The organism is Pseudoalteromonas luteoviolacea, from assembly GCF_001750165.1.
In the GTDB taxonomy this organism is placed as follows: domain Bacteria; phylum Pseudomonadota; class Gammaproteobacteria; order Enterobacterales; family Alteromonadaceae; genus Pseudoalteromonas; species Pseudoalteromonas luteoviolacea_G.
This window is the reverse complement of the sequence record NZ_CP015412.1, coordinates 554,740-575,690: the sequence shown is the minus strand read 5'-3', so window position 1 is coordinate 575,690 and position 20,951 is coordinate 554,740. Positions and strand designations below refer to the sequence as shown.

General features: G+C 39.5%; 16 protein-coding genes. 14 read left to right on the top strand and 2 right to left on the bottom strand.

The features are described 5' to 3' along the window. The first annotated feature begins 66 nt into the window (after window positions 1-66). The 14 genes from S4054249_RS22985 (at window position 67) to S4054249_RS22925 (ending at window position 18,554) form a co-directional block, all read left to right on the top strand. Window positions 67-2,565 (top strand): GH92 family glycosyl hydrolase, encoded by a 2,499-nt coding sequence (locus tag S4054249_RS22985; protein ID WP_046358221.1) that lies wholly within the window; start codon window positions 67-69, stop codon window positions 2,563-2,565. Between the two features lie 231 nt (window positions 2,566-2,796). After that, a complete protein-coding gene (locus S4054249_RS22980; RefSeq protein ID WP_052961157.1) occupies window positions 2,797-5,433 on the top strand; it encodes an ATP-binding protein in 2,637 nt (878 codons plus the stop codon). Beyond that, window positions 5,414-5,767: an Hpt domain-containing protein gene (locus S4054249_RS22975; protein ID WP_046358220.1), complete on the top strand. Its 354-nt coding sequence runs from the start codon at window positions 5,414-5,416 to the stop codon at window positions 5,765-5,767. Before S4054249_RS22980 ends, S4054249_RS22975 begins: the two co-directional genes overlap by 20 nt. Next, window positions 5,757-6,938 (top strand): response regulator, encoded by a 1,182-nt coding sequence (locus tag S4054249_RS22970; protein ID WP_046358219.1) that lies wholly within the window; start codon window positions 5,757-5,759, stop codon window positions 6,936-6,938. The genes S4054249_RS22975 and S4054249_RS22970 overlap by 11 nt, the downstream gene beginning before the upstream one ends. Before the next feature lie 550 nt (window positions 6,939-7,488). After that, window positions 7,489-7,647 carry a hypothetical protein gene (locus S4054249_RS26740; RefSeq protein ID WP_167354867.1) on the top strand — a complete coding sequence of 53 codons (159 nt, stop codon included), beginning with the start codon at window positions 7,489-7,491 and terminating at the stop codon, window positions 7,645-7,647. Between the two features lie 341 nt (window positions 7,648-7,988). Then, window positions 7,989-8,729: a MipA/OmpV family protein gene (locus S4054249_RS22965; protein ID WP_046358218.1), complete on the top strand. Its 741-nt coding sequence runs from the start codon at window positions 7,989-7,991 to the stop codon at window positions 8,727-8,729. Beyond that, the gene (locus S4054249_RS22960) at window positions 8,719-9,789 is read left to right on the top strand and encodes an efflux RND transporter periplasmic adaptor subunit (RefSeq protein ID WP_046358217.1); all 1,071 of its coding nucleotides are present in this window, start codon (window positions 8,719-8,721) and stop codon (window positions 9,787-9,789) included. Before S4054249_RS22965 ends, S4054249_RS22960 begins: the two co-directional genes overlap by 11 nt. Further along, window positions 9,779-12,805, top strand: coding sequence for an efflux RND transporter permease subunit (locus S4054249_RS22955; protein WP_046358216.1), 3,027 nt, complete (start codon window positions 9,779-9,781; stop codon window positions 12,803-12,805). The genes S4054249_RS22960 and S4054249_RS22955 overlap by 11 nt, the downstream gene beginning before the upstream one ends. Before the next feature lie 22 nt (window positions 12,806-12,827). Further along, on the top strand, window positions 12,828-13,493 hold the full coding sequence (locus tag S4054249_RS22950; RefSeq protein WP_046358215.1) for a response regulator: 666 nt from the start codon (window positions 12,828-12,830) through the stop codon (window positions 13,491-13,493). After that, window positions 13,490-14,881: a sensor histidine kinase gene (locus S4054249_RS22945; RefSeq protein ID WP_046358214.1), complete on the top strand. Its 1,392-nt coding sequence runs from the start codon at window positions 13,490-13,492 to the stop codon at window positions 14,879-14,881. The genes S4054249_RS22950 and S4054249_RS22945 overlap by 4 nt, the downstream gene beginning before the upstream one ends. Window positions 14,882-14,900: 19 nt before the next feature. Further along, window positions 14,901-15,356 (top strand): GNAT family N-acetyltransferase, encoded by a 456-nt coding sequence (locus S4054249_RS22940; RefSeq protein ID WP_046358213.1) that lies wholly within the window; start codon window positions 14,901-14,903, stop codon window positions 15,354-15,356. Between the two features lie 154 nt (window positions 15,357-15,510). Further along, window positions 15,511-16,647, top strand: a complete 1,137-nt coding sequence (locus tag S4054249_RS22935) for a glycosyltransferase family 4 protein (RefSeq protein WP_046358212.1) — start codon at window positions 15,511-15,513, stop codon at window positions 16,645-16,647. Between the two features lie 115 nt (window positions 16,648-16,762). Beyond that, window positions 16,763-17,434 carry a hypothetical protein gene (locus S4054249_RS22930; protein ID WP_046358211.1) on the top strand — a complete coding sequence of 224 codons (672 nt, stop codon included), beginning with the start codon at window positions 16,763-16,765 and terminating at the stop codon, window positions 17,432-17,434. Window positions 17,435-17,570: 136 nt separating this feature from the next. Next, complete coding sequence (locus tag S4054249_RS22925) at window positions 17,571-18,554, top strand: substrate-binding domain-containing protein (RefSeq protein ID WP_046358252.1); 984 nt, start codon at window positions 17,571-17,573, stop codon at window positions 18,552-18,554. A 10-nt stretch (window positions 18,555-18,564) separates the two neighbouring features. On the opposite strand, the gene S4054249_RS22920 is transcribed toward S4054249_RS22925, so the two are convergent. After that, window positions 18,565-19,434 (bottom strand): 2-phospho-L-lactate transferase CofD family protein, encoded by an 870-nt coding sequence (locus tag S4054249_RS22920; protein ID WP_046358210.1) that lies wholly within the window; start codon window positions 19,432-19,434, stop codon window positions 18,565-18,567. Window positions 19,435-19,628: 194 nt separating this feature from the next. Next, window positions 19,629-20,951 (bottom strand): Na+/H+ antiporter family protein, encoded by a 1,323-nt coding sequence (locus S4054249_RS22915; RefSeq protein WP_046358209.1) that lies wholly within the window; start codon window positions 20,949-20,951, stop codon window positions 19,629-19,631.

The window sequence follows — 20,951 nt, the reverse complement described above, 5'->3', positions numbered from 1 at the left end:
ATCTTGATGCAGCTATAGGTATTTATCATAAAACACAAATTGGAACGTTCTAATTAAAGGTTTATCATGAACTACAACATAAAGAAAAAACATCTTATTGCATTATCTGTAAGTGCAGCGCTTCTAGTCGGGTGCAGTAATGAGCAAATAAACACGACAACTAACGCTGAAGCTGATACCGAACCAAAATACGTTACGGACGTTGTTTCATATGTTAATCCATTAATTGGAACTAAGGGCCCTTTTAACCATCGCCAAGCCGGAAATGTTACTCCAGGTGCCGTTGTTCCTTTTGGTATGTTTAATTTTGGACCTGAACACGCCTATACCGAAGACTTACTTGCAGAGTCAGAAGGTATTTCAAAGAAAATCCTTGAAGAAAAAAAGCGAGTGCCAGTTTCACCTGGCGGTTATAACTACCAAGCTAGCCGTGTTAAAGGTTTTTCGTTTACGCGTCTATCAGGAACGGGCTGCTTAGGTGCATCAGGTGACATTCCTGTCATGCCGTTTAACAAAGATATTACATTTTCTCCAGCTACCGATCCAATCAATGGATATTACAGTGCAGCTTTTAGTCATGACAATGAAACAGCTATACCAGGGTATTACCAAGTCGGCTTAGACAATGGCATTAACGTACAATTAGCTGCGACGACGAGAAGTGGTATTGCCAACTTTACCTTCGATAAGTCAGAAAATGCCAAGCTATTATTTAGAACAGCTTATTCGCAGCTTGGAAGTGGTGATGCCTATGCAAAAGTTGATGCTGAGCGAGGAGAGATCACGGGATACGTAACATCAGGTAATTTCTGTGGTTATTTGGGCGAATACAATCAACGAGATTATTACACGCTACATTTTGTCGCTAAACTAGATAAACCAATAACTGGGTCAGGTGCTTGGAAAAATGACCTAGTTGAGCATGGTGCCAAGTCATCTAAAGGAGGTATGGGCTATGGAGACAATGGATGGCCAGATATAGGAAAAGGTTCTGGCGTTTGGGTCGACCTTGGTCTTGATAATGGAGATACCGTGCAAATGCGTGTCGGTATCTCATATGTCAGCCTCGACAATGCGCGAGAGAACTTAGCAAAAGAACAATCTACATATAGCTTTGATGAAATACGCGAGCAATCTCAAGGAGCATGGGAAAAAGAACTCTCTAAAGTAAAGGTTGAGTCTGAAGATAGCAGTAAATTACGCGTTTTTTACACCGCACTTTACCACAGTCTATTCCACCCAAATGTGTTTTCTGATGTAAATGGTGAATACATGGGTTTTGACCAAAAGGTACATAGTTTAGAACCATCACAAACAGCTCAATACGCGAATTTTTCCGGCTGGGATGTCTATCGCTCTCAACTACAACTGGTAACTTTGTTAGATCAAGAAAGAGGAAGCGACATCGCACAATCTTTATTTAACCAAGCAAACCAATTTAATGGCATATGGGATCGCTGGACCCATAATGCAGGTCCTACTGGCGTGATGAGTGGTGACCCTTCTACTATTGCCATTGCAAACTTTGTGGCATTCGGTGCAGATAATTTTGACGTAAACGGCGCTTACATCTCTCTTCGTAAAGCCGCAATAACGCCAACAGAGTTTGACCTTTCTGAGACTGGCTGTCCTGTTTTTTGCAGAGGACAAAAGCCATCTCTAGACCAGTGGCAGTCATTAGGCTACATTTCTGATCAGTCTAATAGTTGGGAAGGCGCGTCAGAAACGCTAGAACAAGCATCTAGCTATTTTTCACTCAGTCAGCTAGCAGACCGACTTGGCAAGAACAGTGATACACAAAGGTTTATCAATGAAGCTGGTTACTGGAGAAATATTTACAATGTTTCAGCAACTGAATCTTTAGGTTATATCCAAGGGCGAAACCAAGATGGAACGTGGAAAAAAGAGTTTGATGCATTCTCTGGACATTTGTTTGTAGAGGGAAGTCCAGCGCAGTATTTATGGATGATCCCACATGATGGAGCTGGGTTAGCTGAAATACTTGGTGGTGATGATGCAATGACCACAAGACTTGATAATCACTTTAAGAAACCTGATGGTACATGGGTACTTTATAGGGACTCAGCTGAATATGCAGACGTGTCAAATCAGCCATCAATCTTATCTCCATGGATGTATTTGCATACTGGTGATGCCTATAAGACACAACAAACTGTTCGCGAAACAATGAAACAACTATGGTTAGATGCCCCTGATGGAATACCTGGCCAAGACGATTTAGGGCAGATGTCATCTTGGTATGTATTTAGTAGTCTTGGGATCTATCCAAAATACCCAGGCCGCGCTGACTTGGTATTATCAAGCCCACAATTTACAGCTGCTCAAATTGGGAATTTAATGATAAGTGCACCAGATGCATCTGACGAAAATATCTATATCGATGCACTACGCGTCAATGGTAAACCAAGTTTAAATAGTTGGATAGGCGAAGAGTACATCGACAAAACGGTAACATTAGATTTTTCGCTTAGTAACAGCCCTAATAAACTCTTTGGTAAAGCAAAAGAGAATAGACCACCTAGCTATTCACCAACAAAAAGCTAGTTAACAATATAGTTCCCCTCAGAGGCAGAGATAAGCTGCCTCTTTTATATCTACCTTACGTCGATATATATCTTAGTTACCAATAGTCCATTATTTACTCTTTCCGTTTGGAACTGGTTGATTGTTTATTTGCCGAGAAAGCAAAACCAATTAATAGACTTAACACTGTCATGTTTGGGATTGCTGCTATAGTTAAAATTATCCATAAAGTGCAACGATGGCAAGGAAGACATGGACAGCAACACGCCTTATCTACTCACCAACTGCGACCTACAGATTGAATTTGTCAGCCAAGCTGCACTTAACCTACTCAAAAGTGAAATATTACTGGGCTTAGACATAGCCACACAGTTCAACCTAGAGGCAATCACAGAAAACTTCTACGTAGGCCATTACAAATCTGCTCGCATTAGTTTAAACAAACTCAACGTTGATGATGGATTCTGTTTTTTGCTTGAACTTCATAAAACAAACAATGACCACATCAGATTCTTAAACGATGCTATCAATAGCTCTAATATTGGTATATGGCGTTACAACGTAGAGTCAAAAACCGTTTACCTGTCAGGGATCTCTAAAAATATTCTAGGGATCACTTCATCAACGCAGCTAACATGGCGCAAAATATTGTCACTAGTCCATCCTGATGATCGGGCTCTATTTCCGCTATTTTTTGAAAATAACGCACAGTTTGGTGTTCCACTACAATTTGAATTTAGACTCAAACATACAGGGCAACAATCATGGTTTTCGCTAAAAGGGAGCTGCATAAATAAAACTGACGGTCAATGGATTAATGGCACGCTGCAAGACTGTACCGTAGAAAAAACCACTGTAATTGCATTGAACGATGCAGATGAAAGTAAGCAGCTCGCCATAGAGGCAGGGAAAATAGGCACGTGGCGGGCAACTAAATCAGGAAATCAATGGCTCTGGAAATGGGATATGCTTGCCAATACCATCTTCAAGTTATCACCGGATGATATTGGCAATTTAAATAAATGGGTTGAATTACTCCACCCAGAAGACAAACCGCGAGTACAGGAGGCGCTAGAAAATAGCCTGCGTACCGGGGTAGAATTTAAACAACATTACCGAAGCATTCTAAAAAATGGTGAAATTATTTATGTGTTTGCGCAAGGTAGAGTTGGAAAAAACTATAAGGGGGAATACTGTCGCATAGATGGTGTTTGCGTAGATCAAACTGAAATTCATATAACGCAGCAAGCACTTAAAAAATTAAACACTGAGCTAGAAACTCGTGTAAATGAGCGAACCGCCCAACTGTACAATACATTACAAAAAGCGGAGAGAGCGAATAAGATCAAGTCTGAATTCCTATCTATGATCAGTCATGAATTACGAACACCATTGAACGGCATTATCGGGGCTTTAGATTTACTGTCACATTGCACACTCACAGCCGAACCAAGAGAGCTTGTAAATACAGCCTCTTGCTCGGCAAATCATCTAATTACCATTTTAAATGATTTGCTAGATTTGAATAAAATTGAAGCTGGGAAACTTGAACTTGAAACGGTTAAATTTGATTTACCAACTGTTATTGCAGATGTGGTGTGTACATTCAGTGCGTCTGCAAAAGAAAAAGGTATCGAACTGGCTGTATTTGAATCCCTAGAAAAGAAGTTGATATTGAAAGGGGATGAAAATAGATTTCGACAAATTCTGCTCAATATTCTTGGTAACGCGGTCAAGTTTACAAACTGCGAACAAAACAAGCACAAGAAAATCACCGTTAATACCCATTATAATCGTTTAAATATCTATCAAAGTGAAGTCGTCGTGTCTATTGAAGACACAGGCATAGGTATGAGTGCTGACACAATTCAAAAACTATTTACGCCGTTTACTCAAGCAGAAAAATCAACAACAAGAAAGTTTGGTGGTACCGGTTTAGGTCTATCGATCTGCGGAAAATTGATAGATTTGATGGGCGGTAAAATACACATTGAAAGTCAAGTTAATCATGGTAGTAAGTTCACGGTGAGTGCACCATTTTGGCTAGAACTTAATGAGCAGGAAGAAGAACCAAAAGCAAAACTGAATTGCTATCTAATAGGGGAGTTGTCGATAAATAACCAGCACATTTTAAAACTCGCTCAGTCTATTTTTGATGTCAACGTAATCACTGACAATATCCAAAAACTTGCCAATGCTGATAGGTCGTCATACAACCTTATTCTAACCAATACCCATGATTTATTTTTACAGTTAACGCCACAACTAGATTCATCTCACAATATAATGGTTTATACAGAGCCAGCATTCGTTGAAGCTATTGCACTAGCAGCCCCACATATAGCTGTTTATGCCAATCAACCTATAACTATCAAACAATTAGAAAAACATGTAAAAACTCATCAGCAAGAGCAGCTATCAATTGATGACTTTTCATTCGACTTTGACAATGCAGAACTAGACATAGAGCAAGCCGAAAGTAATGAGATAAAGGTTCAATCTGACAACCGAGATATTCTTTTAGTAGAAGATAACCCTTTTAATCAAAAGCTCATTAAAAGCCAGTTAGAAAAGCTAGGGCTATGCTGTGACGTTGCAAATAATGGGGCAGAGGGATTTCACTGTTGGTATAACCGTTCCTATAAACTTATTCTAACTGACTGCCATATGCCTGAAGTTGATGGCTATGAAATGACGAAAAAAATTAGAACTGAAGAAGCAAAATCAGAACGTTCACCCATACCTATCATCGCAGTAACCGGCGCAGTCATGCAGGGTGAAAAAGATTTATGCACTTCCATTGGTATGAATGACTTTCTTTGTAAACCAATCCGGTTAAATGACATTAGATCTATTATGGAGCGTTGGTATGAACACTCAAATCGATGAGTTAAAAACACTGAATAGGCGCACTATTGAGGAGTTGGTTGGCGACGAGCCAGCCAAAATTGCAAAGTTTCATTTCGAGTTCTTAAAGCAAGCTTCTGTCGTTTTAAAAAGTATTATTAAATCATTTAACATCGGCGATTTCCCTGAATTAAAAAGCCAAGCTCACTACTTAAAAACCTCTGCAAAAGCTGTCGGAGCAGAGCGGTGTGCGTATTTTTTAGAAACCATTGAGAACTACAGCTTAGCTGAAAATAAACCAGCCATTAAACAAGTAATAATTAAACTAAATGGTGAATTTGTAGCTATCAAAAAGGAGTTAAGCCATGACAAGTAACAACAGAATAGCTAAGCGCCATCCCTCCGTATTAGTTTTAGCCCACAGGGAGGATGATGTGCAGGGCGTCACGGAACTGATTGCTGAGCAAACTTCTGATTTTAGGTGCCTAATCGTGAGAAAAACCGCATTAGATGACATCCAGCAACTGGCACCAAAAGTCATTTTATTTGCATTGTCTGACGTTAAAAAAAGCATCTGTTTATATAATTTACTCATAAAAGAAAACAGACTAATTAACAATCACTATAGTGTGTTGCTTTGTAATAATAAAGAATCCGGATTGGCCTTTAAATGCTGTTTACGAAACTTATTTGATAGTTACTTTGTATACCAGCCGCTATATGAAAAGTTTAGACTTCAACTTATCGTTTATGAAGGTTTGAAACAGTTTGCAAACTCTGACACATATATAGAATCTCTAGATTCAATCGTTCAAAGTCAAAATGAAGAGCTAAATGATCTAATTGAAACCGGTTTAAGCTATAAAACAACACTGATGGACGAAATCAATCAGCGAAGAGAAGAAGTGAACTCTATCAATCGGAATATATTATCTCAATTACCTGATAGCACACATAAACAACTCATGTCAGAGTTAAATGAATCTCATATACAACCACTTTTAAGTGCATTAGAAGCTTCAATTTCGAGCAAACTAATGGGGCTCGTTGATGGCCTGAAGCACTCACAAAACTTAAACTCGCAACTAATAAGTCAATTGCAGCAGCCTATACAAACAAGGCAATCTCACGAAAACGAAAGTACAAATAATCAAAGTTTCTTGAGTACGGAATCCAGCAACCCTCAATCCATCCTGTTGGTCGAGGATAATCACATATACCGAGAGATGATAAGCGATGTATTAAGCAATGTCGGATATGAGATAGAGCAGGTAGATGATGGCTTAGCGGCCATCAAAAAAATCAAGCTCACCCAGTATGACCTTATCGTTATGGATTTGTTTTTACCAAATTTAGATGGGCTCAATACGACTAAGCATATTCGTAATGTTGGAAAAAACATAAAAACACCAGTCATAGCACTGACAGGCAACAAGAATAAACAGCTGGTAAAAAAATGGGCAGAACATGGGCTTGATGGATACATTTTAAAACCATCAACCAAACAAGAGATTTTAGCGGTCGTTAATAAAGCCATCAGACATTAAAACAATGATTATTGCTGATATATGGTATCTAACAGCTCTTAAGAAAGTACTGTGAATATAAGCTAGAGACTGAAAACCTTATAATCAATGTGAGGTTTGTATAAGACCGCTGTTTTTTATTCCAACTTGCGATATCAACAGAGTCCATCGGTCACACACTTAACTTGATAATGGATTAGGGCCTACAAAATAAAGAATACAGACTGGCCTTTAAGCTAAGCACAACCCGTATGATTTAGTTAAATATAAACTGGATAGTTGATAATGACTTATCAAAACGAATAAATTACCTTTAATATATAAAAATGAATAATTTAAATTGTAAAATTATTCCCAGTACCTGAGAGAAAAATAACAAAACAAATCAGAGTATTAAGTCTAATCTAATCAGATGGTACTTTATGGCTATCATGTGAGAGGTGAAATTTATTCAACTTCCACCTTGTAATTGACCGTAAATCGATGCTATTTATATTTTTAAGCTTGTTAGGGAGTGTTTAACAAGCTGCATATTGAATCATCAACAAGATTGTAGATAAGGAAATAAAAAATGAAACTTGCAATCAAAAAGCAACAACTTAAACAGTTAAGTAAAGATAAAAATCTTGATGTTAATGCGACACCCAATGTAGCTGGTGCTGGACATACACTACACTGTCCACCGCCAGAGTCTGAAACAGGTAATAGATACTGGGCATGTCAATGCTAAAAAACCTGTGAATGTAGCGGGAGGCGATGCCTCCCATATAATGTTACTCATGATAGAATTGGCGGTGAAATCGTAACGCTTAAAGCGCATTAAAATAGTTAACACAAGATATTTATCAAGCTCACCAATGTGATCCAATCGTATTTACCATCAACCTATTCAAGCCAATAACCGCATTTTATTTATCCATATATAAAAAACGTATCCGTTTTAATACTCCTTTGAAATTAATTTTAAAAATTACAACCTTGTAAGTTTCGAGAAAGTTTCCTGATTTATTGTTTTCCTTGTAGAAACACATACACCCAATTTAACACGCTTAGATCTATTAAGGAGAACACATGAAACTTTCAAAATACCTTTGCACTTTAGCTATGGTTTGTAGCTCAGTGGCCACTGCTGAAGAAAAAGAGCTAAAGCTTGGCATCGGTGGCGCATTTATTGTTCAAGATGAAGGTTATAAAGGAGTAGGAAGCGAGACAGAATTTGTGCCAGCCATCGCCGTCGAGTACGGCGATTTTAGACTATTAGGGCCATATGCATCATACACTTTTTTTGAAACTGAACACATTGAAATAGCAGCCACCGGTATGCTCAGGTTAGACGGATATGAACAAGCTGATGATGCACTATTTTCAGGTATGGAAGACAGAGATATGAGTTTCGATTTCGGCTTTGAAGCGGAAATTGATACTGATTTTGGTGAGTTTGGGATTAAATTTACACAAGATGTGACCAGCACACACGAGGGTTATGAAGCGAGTCTTTCTTATGGCATTCCTATGAGGGTACAGCAAGGTCGGGTCATGCCCTACATTTCGGCCAACTTTGCCAGCGAAGATCTTGCAAATTATTACTATGGTGTTAAGCGTTCAGAGGCCACCGGTTCAAGGGCGTTCTACGAAGTAGATAGCGCGGCCAACCTTGAAATAGGCATCAGCAGCGACTGGTTCTTTGGTAAAAACCATATGATCAAGGCTGATGCTAGCTATACCGCTTTTGATAGTACAATCAAAGACTCTCCGCTGGTGGATAAATCTGGGACTTTCCAATTGTTGCTGGGGTATGTCTATGTCTTCTAGCCCTATAGTCTTTGGTTTAATTACAACAGCCATTTTATCACTTGCTTCGGGTTGTACTGAGATCAAGGCGCACCCGATAGAGCACATAAAAACTATACCAACAACAAAGGCTGAGCGGGTGTCCGCACCAGCAAAAATTTTATATGGCAAAGTGCAAAGTGAAATAGGCTATGACATAGCACTCTTTAATAGCGGTCGTATTGAAAAAATGTCGGTGAAAGAAGGGCAAGTGGTTAGCAAAAATATGCTCATTGCTAGACTGTACTCTCCCAATTTGAAATCACAAGTTGCAGAAAAAGAAGCGACTCTCAGCGCTGCTCTCGCAGCCGCTGAGGAAGCAGACAGTGAACTTCAACGAGTAACAAATTTGCAAGCTAGGTCACTTGCTTCCCTTGCAACACTAGAGCAAGCTAAAAAGTCAGCCAAAGTTGCAAACGACACTGTAACGCAAATGCGCGCGCAATTAACGCAAGCAAAAAATGCGCTAGATGAATTTTCAATTTATGCACCGCAAGATGGAATAATCGCTTCCCTATATGCAAGAGAAGGTCAATTTGTGCCATCAGAAAGTCCAATTTTAAGCTTCTCAGAGGCAGGAAAGCACAAGGTTGAATATTTGGTACCGGAGCAGGAAGCGGTGAATCTAGATATCGGACAAACAGTATCTATTTTCATTCCAACTTTCAGCAAACATGTTACGGGTATTGTGAGCGAAAAAGCAATCCCAACGATAAAAGGCCCATCTTTATTTAAAGTATCTGTATTAATCAAAAGGCCAGATAACAATTTACTGGGTTTAACAGCTCAATTACACATGCCTTCTACAAATAAACAGGTATACCGTATTAATGCTAACGCAGTCAGGTTTAAGCCCAATGGCCAAAGCTACCTGTTAGATAACGCGAAAAAACGAGTTCACATAGAACTGATCGGAACACGAGATGATGATTTATTGTTCACGGCTGCTAGCAACTTAGATGGCATTCAATTTAATACATCACCAGAGCCAATAATTAGTACAAATTTAATGGCTGCTTTGGAGGGAAGCAATGACAGATAACCACGTGCCTAATTGGTATCAAAGCCCTCGACTGATCCTAGGCGTCATTGCCATCTTAGTTATGGTAGGCGTGATAGGCTGGTTCACTGCCAACGAACAAGAAGATCCCCAATTTCCTTATCGAAATGGATTTATTTCTTTAAACGCTAACAATATGACCATCTCACAACTTAGAGATACAGCGGTATTACCTCTTGAACGAGCATTAAGTGGAATAGACGAAGTTAACACCTATCAGTCTCGAATAAAAAACGGTAATGCAACAATAGACATTGAACTGCACGAACACATATATAATACGGATACTGTGTGGGAGAGAATAAAAGATACAATTGCTTATAAACAACAAGATATGCCAAATGTTAGTCTGCAACTCATTGATAGGGCGCAAGATACACAAGGCATCGTTATCGCCATTACAACGCCAAATGACTTGTTAGAACAACGCTCCATTGCCTTATCACTAAGAACCGAGCTTGAACAAATTTCTAGTATACGAAATGTAACTCTAGTAGGAGATCCACAAGAACAGCTCGTGATTGATTACTCACAACAAGCTATGCAAGATTTTGGCGTAACGCCTAGCCAAATAACAGACCGATTTAAAAATGCCTCAGGTAATGCGATACGGTTTGAAAGCCAAGGACTCGCTACCAATTCAAATCCTATTGGTAGAATAGAGTCTTTGCAAGATGTTGCTCAGAGTCAAATAACCTTAAAAAACGTTCCACCAATTTCGATGTCGACTCTGGCAGACATTTATTATAGGTCAAATCCAATTGCACCTGAACGATTTATGGTTAATGGAAAACAAGCTGTTGGACTTGCTATCACATTGCCTGCTAACACAGTGCGTGTTACAGACGTTGGGGATCAAATAAAGCAAACTGTAGACAAGTTTAACGGCAGGTTTTCAACGCCACCAGCTGAGATAGTTATTTTTCAACCTAAATGGGCGCAAAAGAGAAAAGCCGATTTACTGTCATCATTAGCAACTGGGTGTTTCGCTGTTGCCGTAATATTAATTTTACTTATGTCAGTTAGAACTGCTGCGATTGTGGTTATATCGATTCCAACTATCACACTTATCGCAGTCGGTATGTTCACTGCAGCTCAAGGCGTGATCCACCAAATGACGATTGCTGGTTTGGTTATATCACTAGGCTTGATGGTTGATAACAGTATTGTCATGGCTGAAAAAATAGTACAGCTAATCGACCAAGGCATGAGTAGGGTACAGGCAAGTAAACAAGCCGTAAAGGCCCTTTACAAACCGCTGGCTACTGCAACGCTGACTACCATCGCTGCATTTTTGCCTATGCTGCTTGCGAAAGGCAGTGTTGCTGACTTTATTGCATCTATCCCTGTCTTGGTGACTTTATGCATTGGTATTAGCTACTTCATTGCATTGGTTTTCATACCTATTTTAGCGAACTATACGTTCAAGAATAATAACCAAAATAAATTTGAAAATAGTAAACTTCAGATGCTCGGAAGCAATATCACAGTGTTTTCACTCATGAATAAAAAAGCGGTTTTAGCAGGGGTTGTATGCATAATGTCGCTCATGGTTGTATTGCCAAAAGCAAATGGTGAATTCTTCCCCAAAACTAATCGAAATCAAGCGTACGTGGATATTCAACTACCATATGGCAGTAGTATTGTAAAAACCACCAAGATCGCAAATGAAGTAAGTAATAGCATTCAAGCACTAGGTTTCATAACTCAAACCCTGACTTTTAGTGGCTCTTCGGGGCCAAGGTTTTACTACAACCTTGTACAGCAGCCTGGCGAAAGCCATATTGCACGTGTTGTTTTCGAGGTTGAGGCAGGCATTGACCTAAAGGAAATTGTCGAACGCCTGAACATATTTTTACCCCCCAACTTCCCAGAGGCATTGATCATAGCCAGAGAGCTTGGGCAAGGTCCGCCTATTGAGAGCCCGATTGAAATACGATTGATGAGTAGCAATCAAAACTCTAATTTAAACGCAGCTGAAAAGGTTTTCATGATTTTAAAAGAACATGAATCTACGCAACATGTTAGAAGAGCGTACAGTTATGGTGTAGCTAATGTAGACCTGCAAATCGACCAACACTCACTCGCATTGGCCGGATTAAATGAATCAGATATTTCTGACTATCTCGCATGGCAAGGAACAGGCCTACCGATAACAGAGCTCAAATACAAAGTCGAACCAGTGACGCTCGTAATACAAGATACGACTTCGGACCAAAGTCTAGCGCGTTTATTATCACTACAAGTTATTGATAATGAGTTACAGTTTTTGCCGATTTCAGCTTTTTTGTCCACAGGTATTACAGGTGAGATAGCTGTCGAAACACGCCGTAACGGCCGTTCAGAACTGCGTATTCTTGCTGACGTCAAAGAAGGGTTCGACGAAGAATATATATTGGAAAACTTAAGACCTAAAATCGAAGCTATTGTAAAAGCACACGATGTAAACATGGAGTTTGGCGGGGAATTAGAAGAGTCAGAAGAAGCAAATTCAGCACTCCTTATGGCATTACCCGCTGGGTTAATCTTATTGTTTGTTGCTTTAATGATACAATTTAACTCGTATAAATTAACCGCATTGGTCATGATCAGTATCCCATTAGGCGCTGTAGGTGCACCAATCATGTTGTCACTCGTGAATATTCCTTTTGGATTTATGTCACTACTTGGCATACTCGCACTGATGGGTATTGTCGTAAACACTGCAATATTGCTGATTGATACCGCCATTGAACAAATCAAAATTGGTAAAACCAAACTACAAGCCATTGATTTTGCGATTTCAACTAGGTTAAGAGCGATATTATTAACGACGATCACCACAATCATTGGTATGTTACCTTTAGCCTTCGGGCAAAGCCCTCTTTGGCCACCACTGGCATGGGCGGTGATTGGTGGATTAATTAGTTCCACGTTAATTATGTTGTTTGTTATGCCAATTTGTATGAACTGGTTAATTGATCCAAAAAGGCACTTACAACGAATTAATGTAGAGTAATAAAAAAGGAAAATTTGAATCCATGCGCATTTTAATCACAGAAGATAATCAACAACTTGCAAAGTTTATTCAACAAGCTATCTTACAAGATGGCCACGCAGCAGATATCGCCAATAGTGCATCGGAAATGGGCCATCTCCTATCTAGCTGGCAGTACGATGCCATGGTTCTAGACCTTGGACTTCCCGACACAGATGGCATAGATGTTATTAGGCAGTTAAGGGGGGCTGATAATCCTATCCCCATCCTAATTTTAACCGCTCGTGGCGGAGTAGAGGATAGAATCAAAGGACTCGACTTAGGTGCTGACGATTATCTGAATAAACCCTTCGCCATAGATGAATTAAAAGCACGACTACGCGCAATTTTAAGACGTCCTGTTGAATATGCAGGTAACGTGTTAACAAGAGGAAACGTCTCTTTAGACAGCAAATCACGACGTGTTATGGTTGATGAACAAAATATCAGTATGGGCAAAACAGAAGTAGCAATCTTGGAGTACATGATTAGACATGCGAGTTTAACAGTAAGCAAAGATGCAATTTATGATGCAATATATGCACTGGGCTTTGAAGTGACAGATAACGCAATCCAAGTGGCAATGCATCGTATAAGAAAAAAACTAGAACAAGCAGGTGCGAGTGCAGATATCAAAACAATCCGAGGCATAGGGTATATATTGTCATGAAGCAGTCAGGTTTAACGAACAAGGATTCATTGGCACGTAAATTATTTATTCTATTCACTTTAATGGGTGGTGCTGTATTTGCACTTATTGGAGGCATCCTATTCTTGTTTTCAATTAACTTTGCCAACATCGCTGTCGAAAAAAGTATGCATGGCATGGCTGAAGACATCCCTGAAAGCCTACATTTCGACGACAAAGGCATGCTCATTTACTCATCTACCAATATGGCAAAAAAATGGGGCTACGACGCCTTATTTAATAACTTAGCATTTAAGGTAATTGACCGTACATCAAATAGTGTGATTCTCACTTCAAACGAACATTTGGAAACATCGGTTGCCTTGTTAGCACTACCGATAGATTTACCTGAAGGCTATTCCTTTTCAAACGGCATAGACCGCTACCGTATTGCTGTGACGTTAGAGGGTAAAGAATTATACGTAGATTTAGCCCGAGACGATTTAATTGGAGAGTTAGCAAATGAAGCGGTTCTCCCCATGTTAGGTCAAGTACTTACACTCACTATGATCGCAGCCTTTTTGATATTCATTTGTGTTGGTTACGTTTCTATTAAAGCAGTCGTAAAACCAGTAAACAGAGTCGCCGAACAGCTAGATGGTATAGAACCTACGCAACTGGATAGACGCCTAGACAAAAAAGGGGTTCCGAGCGAAATGTTACCTCTTGTGAATGCTCTAAATGACACTATGGAACGAGTCGAAAAGGGTTTCAAAGAGCAAAAACGATTCGTGGCCAATGCTGCCCATGAGCTAAAAACGCCACTCGCAGTATTGCGTACTAGGCTCGAATTGGCAAATGTCCCTGAAAAGGTTGGCTGTGAATTAATGGGCGATATTGCCTATATGACTCGGGTCGTTGAACAACTTTTAGACTTATCGCGCGCACAAAACCAAAATAGTTATTTGCACAAACCAGTGAATATATCCGATGTTGCTAAAGACGTTTGTATGTTACTCGGGCCACTTACTGTCACACACAACAAAGAATTGGCCCTTGAAGAAGTCGATAAAGACGCGACTGTTATTGGCGATCAAGCCGCACTGATTATTATGCTCAAAAACCTCCTAGAAAATGCATTAAAACATGCAGAGGAAGGCGCTAATGTCGTGGTCGAAATAGCTAACGACCGAATATCTGTGAAGGACTCAGGTCCTGGGATCAAAGAAGAAGATCGAGTGAAACTGTTTGAGCGCTTTTGGAGAAAGGAGCAATCGACACTTACCGGCAGTGGGTTGGGCTTAGCCATTGTGCACGAAGTAACACTTGCTCATAACGCAAAAATAGACGTGGAATGTAACAACGAACTAGGCGGTGCTACCTTTCATGTATATTTTTATGATAGGGTGGAAAGCATACCTAATTCTTAGCAATTCAAGGAGTTGAGCTATGCAATATAGAACGATAGAACATGCAGATCTTGTTCAGGTCTCTAACATTGTTTCGGAAGTCTCGAACATAGACATTTTACCTCACTTTTGTAAGCAAGGAAAAAGTGAGTTTATCAATCGAGTCATACCCGACCTTGAAGCGACAATGAATTCAGCCATATTTAATACCATTGTCGCCACAGATAATGAACAAATAGTTGGCTTCGCAGCAATTCGAGAAAGGAACTACATCACGCATGTCTTTGTCTCAAAAAATGCACAAGGAAAAGGGATCGGCAAAGCGTTAGTTAAAAAATTACTGACCTTTGCCCAAGGAAAGCAAGTCTCTTTGCGAGCGTCAGTTAACGCCCGTAGTTTTTACGAAGCACTCGGTTTTTGTGCGACGGAACCAGAAGGTAGGTTTAACGGAATACGCTTCATTTCGATGTCGATACCAATCCATAACGTTGATTAAATTCATAAATAAAAACAACCTGATATTTTTAATTTGCAAAGCAATTTGCTTTTTTTCATTACACTAAAAATATTTCCCTATTTAAAACAAAAACTTAAAAGTGGCCTACTTCTTGTAGTTTAAAGTCAATTAATTTAATTGAGTAGGCTAGTCTATGAAGCATATTGGAATTTATACAACATCGAGGAATCTTGACGAAGTCACCATGATGCTCAGTGAAGCAAATGCGCTGGCTGAGATTGGTCATAAAGTCACGATTATTACCAAAGTTAAGTACAAAAACATTCGTAACTTACATAAGTCGGTCTCTATCATGTATCTAAGCGCCCCTAGCCTTGTCGAAGCAAGTGGTTTAGGTTCAACCATTGGTTTTCTTCGACGTAGTTACGCTATTTGGAAACAATTCAAGGGTCAAAATTTTTTTGATTTAATTGGAAAGGGCACGAAATTGTCCAAAGCTCTTGAACAAAAAGAGATAGATCACCTGCACTGTAGTTTTAATCAAAATGACTACTTCGTCAGTCTTGTCAGTACGAAGTGCAACAACATATCGCTCTCTAGCTTTTGGAATGTCACAGGCCAAAGCAAAATGGCTAAAAAGCAGTTTAAGCTCTTTGAACAATGTGACTTACCTCTTATGGAGCTTGAATGTCAAAGACTGCCTGAGCACGTACAGCCACTGGTGTTAAATAGGGGGTTAGACATTTCTAAATATAAACCCTATGAGCGAAATAAACCCAGTCTCAGACTTATATTTATAGGTAATATTGTAAAAGAGTCCGGACTTACCACAATTTTGAATGCGCTTGCTAACTTACCTACACGTATCGACGTTAATCTCGATATAGTAGGCGATGGACCAATGAAAAAAGTACTGGTTAATGAGTTAATTAGGAAGCGCCTCAACCGAAGAGTACACTTTTTGGGCGCCAAGCCACGCTCGTGGATATTGAAAAAGCTGCCACAATACAGCGCCTTGGTTGCGCCATATTGTTCGGATTCGAGCATAGGACACGTCAACAATATCACATACGTCAAAGAAGCAATGGCTTGCGGCATTCCTGTATTAACCTCGAATATTGCAGCGTGTAAAGAAATAACAAGTTCAAATACAGGTATGAAATGTCCACCAAATAGCATCGACGCCATGTGTAATATGCTGACTGCATTTACGCAACTAAGTAGTTATCATCAACATTTGCTTGGCAAAAATGCGCGAAAATATGCAGAGGATAATTTTAACGTAAAACACCAAACAAGGGCGTTATCAAGATGGATCCAAGCTTTGTAGAATTTTACAAAGCACTGCAACGCAAATACCAGTTTTGTTCTATACCTAATATTACGGGTGCTAGGTTTTTCACGAGCCGCCGTATTGTGGCACAAACATAACAAGGAGTAGGGTGGTGTCAGACTCGATTTATAGAGCATTACAAGGCTTAAGCCGACGTGAGACTATTTTATGTAAACAAGGTAGTAGGTTACCTAAACATTTAGAGTTTAAACTGTATGCCTTCTATTTGTTGCTGATTCTATTCGCCATCATTATCGCATTTATATGGCAGTTAACGCGATTAGAGGTATTTAAAATCACTTCTTTAATATTCCTGTTATCAGGCTACTTTGGGATTATTGCTCATCCGGCACTGCTGTTTATTGTCAGAGGCAAAGAAATAAGTCAGCATTTCAGAAACCCCTTCAACATCATTTACTCCAATGCACAAGAAACCGAGAGAATAGACAAGAGATACATCAACTTCCTATCGGCACAAAACACAGAGCAACTCGAACTGGTATTACTCGAAGTCAAAGCTCAAAAACATATATTCGAACAAAAAACGGCACTATTAGTTGGGTCAATAGAGCGTATTGGTTTTGCACCCGGCATACTCGCTCTGCTTATATCACTAGATAAACTCAGTGACATAGAACTCGACTGGGTATTGTCCATCGCATATATCATCCCGATTATTTATTTTTTCGGTGCATTTAGTCGACTGCTCGCATCCAAAGTCGCTCGCCATATCACCATACTAGAACTAGCGCTCAGTAATCAAAAAGTAAAAGCTGAACATTAAGTCATGTATAAAATAGTATATCAGTACATTTAAGATACATGATCTAATTCATTGCTATCACATAAAAACACGTTACACTCTAAAACTTAAAGTGACATATCATAAATTAGTCAAGGACTTAGAATTAGTGGCTGATGTGAAACGTATTACATACTATACAATTTTGGGGCTGGCTTTATTAAGCCCATGTGCATTTGCACAGTTTACATTTGCCTTAATCGGCAAAACACAAAACGACAGTTTTTATCAGCAAGCTTATACTGGCTGTAAAGAGTTTGCTCGCAGCAAAAGTGATCTAACGTGTGTATATGATGGAGCTGATGACTATCAGGATGTACGCACACAAGTGCTCATCGTTAAAGAGTATATTGATAAAGGGATCGACGGACTTTTAATATCAACAACTGATTCGAATCACCTTGTAAATGGGGCCTTGCAGTATGCAAAACAAAAAGGGATCCCAGTGGTGACATTCGACTCAGATTTAATCAAACAACAACGTGAATTTCGTATGGCCTATGTTGGCACAAACAACTTCGACTTTGGGGTAGCGCTTGGCGAAGCTGCAAAAAAGTATAAAAGCCAAAACCCACAACCTATCTGTATACAGTCAGGCCACTACACCACCCCAAATTTGAATAAAAGAATAGAAGGGGTGAGGTTTGCGCTGTCAGGAAATGGTACTAAAAAATTGAATGGGCAATCTGGGTGGATAGAATACGAAAGGTGCCCACTATATACCCTAGGTAAACGTGATGAAGCGCTAAACCAATTGATCACAATTTTAAACTACAAAACGCCACCTATTTTTATCGCTGTGGCAGGTTTTGCTCAATTCAGTGAAGACTACATTCCATCGCTGAGTAAATACAAAGGCGATATTGCATCACAAAAAATTAAAATCATATCCGCTGATACAGAAAACATTCAGCTTAAAGCACTCGCACTCGGATTATCTACCGTTAATATTGGTCAGAAGCCCTATCAAATGGGTATGAAAAGCACAGAGCTTCTATATCATTACGTTAAAACAGGTAAAAAGCCAAATACGGATTCATTCTACCTCGATTTCCATTACTGTGAGCAAAGTACCGCAATGTCATGTATTAACAACCACTAAAACACGTATGTCAATATCTGGCCGGCGCAATACTTAACTGTAAATTGACCATTGCTTCGACAGACATAGCACTTGGTACATCAACAAGTGCGCTCATCATACCCAATGTCTTATTATGCAAGGCATCGTCAGGGCTCACTGACATACTTTCTTGATAGTGATATTTTACAATATCAGAAAACTGATTCGATATGGTCACATCAAAAAACTGATAACCAATTTGGCATTTCATCCAGTGCAGATATTCTGATGACGTACAGCTATTTACAAGTGTACTGGTAGAGTTCGGCATATCAATCAATAAACGGCTTGCAGACGTTTCTAAAAGCGCTCTCCTGATATCTTGAATCAACAGTAGTGGCATTAAATCTGTGATTGGATTGCAGGGGCCAAAAATAATCAAATCAGCATCTTCGATAACAGATACAGCATCTAAGGATGTATTCACGTCCTTAGAAAGAAATACTTCTTTTGGTAATGCAGTTAAATTATTAATATTTTTTGAGCCTATAACCGTTTCTCCGCCATAAGTAATCGCAATTAGGTCAGTTGCAAAGTCAGACATGGGTAATACATTGTTAGCGGTATTAAGGGATTGGTTAAACACGGTCATCGCTTCAGTTGGCGTATGGCATAACAACGCCAGAAGCTCTAAATTAGCGATATGACTCGTTTGCTCCTGCTCTTTACATGAGTTCAACGCCAGGCTCATGCTTTGTAAAATTTCAAGTTGCGAATAGGAAAGCAGAGCACATTTATTGTCAATATCAAAACTGGGTTCTGCGGTCGCACATATGGCACTTAATCGTTGGCATAGGGGTTTGAGCGACTTCATTAAATCAAGCATTTCTTGTCCGGCCCCAATGAACACTACATTCATATCTTCATCCTCACATTTGTTGTTGTAAGAACGTCTGCAGTTTGTAGACCAATTGATAAGTGGTTGATTATACTTATTTAAATATTTAAAAATGACTTTATATTCTCATTTTGATACGCAAATTGAAAATCAGCAATATTTATGAAAATAAACCGTGTCGACGATAAATTGGGGCTAAAAGCCCCAATTTATTTTTACAAAACCATGGCTGCAATCCAGCCAAAGATAAGTAGAGGAATATTAAAATGTATGAAAGTTGGAACAACTGAGTCCCAAATATGATCGTGCTGACCATCTGTATTTAACCCAGATGTAGGACCCAGCGTTGAATCTGACGCAGGTGAACCGGCGTCACCTAATGCCCCCGCGGTACCAACAAGAGCAACAGTTGCCATGGCAGAGAAACCCACTTCTAAAGAAAGAGGTACAAACAATGTCGCTATGATTGGCACTGTTGAAAATGAACTACCTATCCCCATTGTTATGAGCAATCCAACAAGCAAAATAACCGCCGCCGCGATGGGTTTACTATCTCCAATTAAATTGGCACAAGTTTGAACTAAAGAAGCAACATCACCGGTTTCTTTCATCACCGAAGCGAAGCCTTGTGCTGAAATCATAATGAAACCAATCATGGCCATCATGGCCACACCTTTGGTAAAGATATCTGAGTTTTGTTCCCATTTAATCAAACCAAACAAAGCAAACATCATAACACCGACAAGTCCGCCCAAAATCATTGAACCACTCACATTTTGCGCCAACAGTGAACACACTACCGCGATGCCACCAGCAACAAGTACCTTATGTTGATCTTCTACAACCAAATCGCTTCGCTCTGATGTCATTTCGCTTGATTGATATTCTCTGGGCTTGCGATAACTGAAAAACACGGCAATTAGTAAGCCTATCAACATCCCGACTGCAGGAATTATCATTGCATAAGGTACATCTGTGTTAATGATCTCAAGACCATTGTCAGTTAAGTTTTTATGCAAAATCGAATATAGATAAATGCCACCAAAGCCATAAGGCAAGACCATGTATGAAGTGGCAAGACCAAACGTCAAAACACACGCAATGGCACGTCTGTCCATTTTGAGTTTATTAAAAATCACAATAAGAGGAGGGATCAATATAGGTATGAATGCAATATGCACTGGCACGAGATTTTGAGATGCTATTGCACAACACATAATCACCAACAAAATAAGCATACTGAGATATGAAGCTGAGTCCTTATTTTTACTGTTGACCAAACTTAGTAACTTATTTGCAAGAATTAAGGTCAAACCTGATTTAGATATTGCGACCGCAAAAGCACCTAACATTGCATAGCTCAGCGCAATTTCTGCGCCGCCAGACAAGCCGTTGTTAAAAACATTTAATGTATTTTCAAGCCCTAAACCAGCGGTTAAGCCTGCAACTAATGCACTGATTGTCATAGCCACTATTACGTTAACCCGAAATAGTGAGAGGCCAAGCATTAAAATGACCCCAATAAGTACTGCATTCAT

Excerpts from the sequence above, each read along its gene's own strand:
- S4054249_RS22985 (WP_046358221.1), top strand. The coding sequence starts at position 67 with ATGAACTACAACATAAAGAAAAAACATCTTATTGCATTATCTGTAAGT.
- S4054249_RS22980 (WP_052961157.1), top strand. The coding sequence starts at position 2,797 with ATGGACAGCAACACGCCTTATCTACTCACCAACTGCGACCTACAGATT.
- S4054249_RS22975 (WP_046358220.1), top strand. The coding sequence starts at position 5,414 with ATGAACACTCAAATCGATGAGTTAAAAACACTGAATAGGCGCACTATT.
- S4054249_RS22970 (WP_046358219.1), top strand. The coding sequence starts at position 5,757 with ATGACAAGTAACAACAGAATAGCTAAGCGCCATCCCTCCGTATTAGTT.
- S4054249_RS26740 (WP_167354867.1), top strand. The coding sequence starts at position 7,489 with ATGAAACTTGCAATCAAAAAGCAACAACTTAAACAGTTAAGTAAAGAT.
- S4054249_RS22965 (WP_046358218.1), top strand. The coding sequence starts at position 7,989 with ATGAAACTTTCAAAATACCTTTGCACTTTAGCTATGGTTTGTAGCTCA.
- S4054249_RS22960 (WP_046358217.1), top strand. The coding sequence starts at position 8,719 with ATGTCTTCTAGCCCTATAGTCTTTGGTTTAATTACAACAGCCATTTTA.
- S4054249_RS22955 (WP_046358216.1), top strand. The coding sequence starts at position 9,779 with ATGACAGATAACCACGTGCCTAATTGGTATCAAAGCCCTCGACTGATC.
- S4054249_RS22950 (WP_046358215.1), top strand. The coding sequence starts at position 12,828 with ATGCGCATTTTAATCACAGAAGATAATCAACAACTTGCAAAGTTTATT.
- S4054249_RS22945 (WP_046358214.1), top strand. The coding sequence starts at position 13,490 with ATGAAGCAGTCAGGTTTAACGAACAAGGATTCATTGGCACGTAAATTA.
- S4054249_RS22940 (WP_046358213.1), top strand. The coding sequence starts at position 14,901 with ATGCAATATAGAACGATAGAACATGCAGATCTTGTTCAGGTCTCTAAC.
- S4054249_RS22935 (WP_046358212.1), top strand. The coding sequence starts at position 15,511 with ATGAAGCATATTGGAATTTATACAACATCGAGGAATCTTGACGAAGTC.
- S4054249_RS22920 (WP_046358210.1), bottom strand. The coding sequence starts at position 19,434 with ATGAATGTAGTGTTCATTGGGGCCGGACAAGAAATGCTTGATTTAATG.
- S4054249_RS22915 (WP_046358209.1), bottom strand. The coding sequence starts at position 20,951 with ATGAATGCAGTACTTATTGGGGTCATTTTAATGCTTGGCCTCTCACTA.